The sequence below is a fragment of the Azospirillum sp. genome, assembly GCF_035627195.1.
Taxonomy (GTDB): Bacteria; Pseudomonadota; Alphaproteobacteria; order Azospirillales; family Azospirillaceae; genus Azospirillum.
The window spans coordinates 1-3,669 of record NZ_DASPMG010000251.1 but is presented as its reverse complement, the minus strand read 5'-3'; the positions used below and the strand labels follow the sequence as shown (position 1 = coordinate 3,669).

Here is a 3,669-nt window from a genome sequence, read left to right as displayed (position 1 = left end):
AAGGCCGGCGGCAGCCACTCGGCGGCGAGGTAGGGCTCCGGGTTGCTGAAGAAGTCGGGCGCCTCGATGGCGCCGCTCATGACGGCCAGGGTGACGAACCGCCGCCACACCGGGTCGCAGAACTGCGGCACGATCACAAGGTGCTGGAGCTGTTCAACGCTGCGGCGGAACTCGACAAGGCCGCCGCGCAGGCTGGAATAGTTGGCGTCCTTCAGGTCACCGGAGACCTGGAAATAGGTGCAGCCCAGGCCCACCGCGATTGCCCGCAGATGGTTCTTCGTAAACGGGTCATAGTTCTTGTCGTCGGGCGGGGTGGTGAACTCCACGGTCTCGCCGGGGTTCAGCGGCACCAGCAATCCCGGTTCCAGGCTCGGCGCATCGGCGCTCGCCTGCCCCTTCCACGCTGGGTTGGCGTCGTCCTTGTTCAGAATGAAGCCGGCCAGCATCGCGGCCACCTTGGCACGGACCAAGGCGGCGTCCTCGTACTGGTCCAGTTCCTTCACCCGCAGCAGGATCGGCGCCAGCCACGTCAGGCCGCGGAGTTGGTTCTCCACCAGCTCGCGGAACAGGTGGAGCATGTCCTCCGCCGGAACCCGCGTCGGCTCCCAGGTCGGCGCCAGCATGGGCATGGTGGGATCGTTCGGGTTGAACGGCAGCACCCAATAGGCCACCCGCCGGCCCAGCGCGTCGAACTCGATCCCGGCGCGGATGGGGTGGCCCGGCCGGTGTTCCTGCCACTGCGTCAGGGGCACTTGGTCGCGGCTGATAAGCTCCACCTGGAGCGGCACCGGCAAGCTATGGCGCGACAATCACGGTGAGAACAGCGTCAATCAGGATGAGAATGGAATGCCGCCGTCGTGACGGAGGACGGGCGTAGCCCGGCCGGAGTCACGACGGCGGCATCGGCGTCCTTCCGCTTGGAAGGGCGCTGCTGGCGGGAGCGGTGAACACGGCCAGGATCGAGGGTCTTCACGCCAATGAGGAACCCCGACCTTGCCGGGCCGACACATCACCGACCAGCAGATGAGGCTCTACATGAAACACCGTTCCTCCAACACCCCCGCCATCGCGGCGGCGAAGGCCGGGTTCAGCCCGGCGACCGCTTACCGCATCGAGCGGGACCCACGCCCGCCATCGCACAAGACGCCGCCGCGCGGGCGGCGCCGCCCCGACCCGCTGGCCGGGATCTGGGACAGCGAGGTGGTGCCGATGCTCAAAGCGGCGCCGGGGCTGCGGGCGATCGCCGTGTTCGCCGAAATCCGTCGGCGGCATCCGGACCTGAGCGACAGCATCCGCCGGACCCTGGAGCGCCGCATTCGTGCCTGGCGGGCGGTGAACGGCCCGGACCAGGACGTCATCTTCCGCCAGGAGCACGAGCCCGGCCGCATGGGCCTGTCGGATTTCACCGACATGGCAGCCCTGGCGGTCACCATCGCCCAGCAGCCGCTTGACCACCGCCTCTACCATTTCCGCCTCGCCTATTCGGGCTGGGAACATGCCCACGTCGTGCTGGGCGGAGAAAGCTTCGTCGCCCTGGCCGAGGGGCTGCAGAATGCTTTGTGGTCTCTGGGCGGCGTGCCGGCCGATCATCGCAGCGACAGCCTGTCGGCGGCGTTTCGCAACCTGGACCGCGATGCCGCCGAGGACGCCACCCGCCGCTACGAGGAGCTGTGCGCCCACTACGGCATGGCCGCCAGCCGCAACAACCGCGGCGTCGCCCACGAGAACGGCGGCATCGAAAGCCCGCATGGCCATCTCAAGCGCGCCGTGGAGGATGCGCTGCTGCTGCGCGGCAGCCGGGACTTCGCCGACCTGGCGGCCTATCGCCGCTTCATCGACGAGGTGGTCGGCCAGCAGAACGCCCGCCGGACCAAGCAGGTCGCGGTGGAGCGGGACACCCTCAAGCCCTTGCCGCCCGACCGGACCGGCGACTTCGAACGGACCATCGTCTGCGTCACCTCCAGCGGCGGCTTTACCTTGCGCAAGGTGTTCTACACCGTGCCCTCGCGGTTGATCGGGCATCGCCTGCGCGTTCACCTGTTCGATGATCGCCTGGAGTGCTTCCTGGGCGGGACGCACGTGCTGAGCCTGCCGCGCGGGCGCTCGCGCGGCAACGGCAAGCATGGCCATGTCGTGGATTACCGCCACGTCATCCATGCCCTGCGCCGCAAGCCGATGGCGCTGCTCAACCTCGTCTACCGCGACCAGCTGTTCCCCCGCCAAGCCTACGCCCGGGCCTTCGACACCCTGCGGGCCGCCGGCAACGAGCGCCAAGCTTGCGCCACCATGGTGGAGCTGCTGTCGCTGGCCCACGAGCGGGGCTGCGAGGCCGCCTTGGCCCAGGCCCTGGAGGCCGAGTTGGAGGCCGGCCGGCTGCCCGACCTGCCGACCCTGCGCGAACGCTTCCAGGCGCCGACGGCCGCCCTCAACAACGTCACCGTCGACCTCGTGCCGCTCAGCGTCTACGACGAGCTGGGGACCGTCCGTCCGGGAGCCGCGGCATGAGCCCGACCGATCCCATCGACGCCGCCCGCCTGTCGCTGGCGCTCGGCGATCTGCGGCTGCCGGCCATCAAGCTGATCTGGCCTGACTTCGCCGCCCGGGCCGACAAGGAGGGCTGGCCCGCCGCCCGCTTCCTGGCCGCCCTGACCGAACATGAGATCGCCGAACGCGCCCGCCGGCGCATCGAGCGTCATCTCGACGAGGCTCGCCTGCCGCCCGGCAAAACCCTGGAGAGCTTCGAGTTCGACGCGGTGCCCATGGTCAGCAAGGCCCAGGTGATGGCCCTGGTCGCCGGCGACAGCTGGTTGGAGAAAGGCGCCAACTTGATCCTGTTCGGGCCGCCCGGCGGGGGCAAGTCGCATCTGGCGGCGGCCATCGGCTACGCCCTGGTGGAGAATGGTTGGCGCGTGCTCTTCGCCCGGACCACCGATCTGGTGCAGAAGCTGCAGATCGCTCGGCGTGACCTGAGCTTGGAGGCCGCGATCGCCAAGCTGGACAAGTACCACCTGCTGATCCTCGACGACTTCGCCTACGTTGCCAAGGATCAGGCAGAAACCAGCGTCATTTTTGAACTGATCGGCACCCGGTACGAGCGGCGCTCCTTGCTGATCACGGCGAACCAGCCCTTCGGCGAGTGGGGCAAGATCTTTCCCAGCCAAGCCATGACGCTGGCCGCCATCGACCGGCTCGTTCATCACGCCACCATCTTCGAGATGAACGTCGAGAGCTACCGGCGACGCGCGGCCCTGGAGAGAAAGCGCGCTCCCGGACGCCCACCCTCGCGCGCGACAATCAACGCCAACCTGATTGACGCTCCGCGACAGGACGCTTGAAACCCGCCCACGTCAGCGTCAATCATGCTCATGCCGCGACCCCAGACCTTCTTATCCTGATTGTCGCGCTCGCCATCCTGATTGTCGCGCCATAGGCGTCGTACTCGAACTCCTCCAGCGTGCGCACGAAGGGGAACTTGGCGATGCTCATCGCCATCTGGATGCGCCGCTCGTCCTTGCGCGCCACCTCGGCTTCGCACAGGAAGGCCAGGGCTTCGCGCAGGCTCAACTCGCGCCGTGCCGCCTCGTCGAGCAGGGTGTCGAGCTGGTCGCGCAACGCGGTCAGCTTCAGGCGTGTCAGCATCCGCGTCAGGTCATCGGGATCGGCGCTCAC

At 68.2% G+C, this 3,669-nt stretch carries 4 protein-coding genes; 2 read left to right on the top strand and 2 right to left on the bottom strand.

All coding sequences use genetic code 11. The features are described from left to right. Positions 1–776: phage portal protein (locus VED21_RS22570; protein ID WP_324886255.1), on the bottom strand; the 776-nt coding region annotated here is incomplete at its 3' end. A 217-nt stretch (positions 777–993) separates the two neighbouring features. On the opposite strand from VED21_RS22570, the gene istA reads away from it, so the two are divergent. Both istA and istB read left to right on the top strand, forming a co-directional pair. Then, the gene (gene istA, locus VED21_RS22565) at positions 994–2,505 is read left to right on the top strand and encodes an IS21 family transposase (RefSeq protein WP_422652889.1); all 1,512 of its coding nucleotides are present in this window, start codon (positions 994–996) and stop codon (positions 2,503–2,505) included. Continuing rightward, positions 2,502–3,335: an IS21-like element helper ATPase IstB gene (istB, locus tag VED21_RS22560; RefSeq protein WP_324886253.1), complete on the top strand. Its 834-nt coding sequence runs from the start codon at positions 2,502–2,504 to the stop codon at positions 3,333–3,335. Before istA ends, istB begins: the two co-directional genes overlap by 4 nt. 28 nt (positions 3,336–3,363) lie before the next feature. Here istB and VED21_RS22555 read toward each other — a convergent pair. Continuing rightward, a partial coding sequence (locus tag VED21_RS22555; RefSeq protein WP_324886251.1) for an ATP-binding protein occupies positions 3,364–3,669 on the bottom strand: 306 nt, incomplete at its 5' end.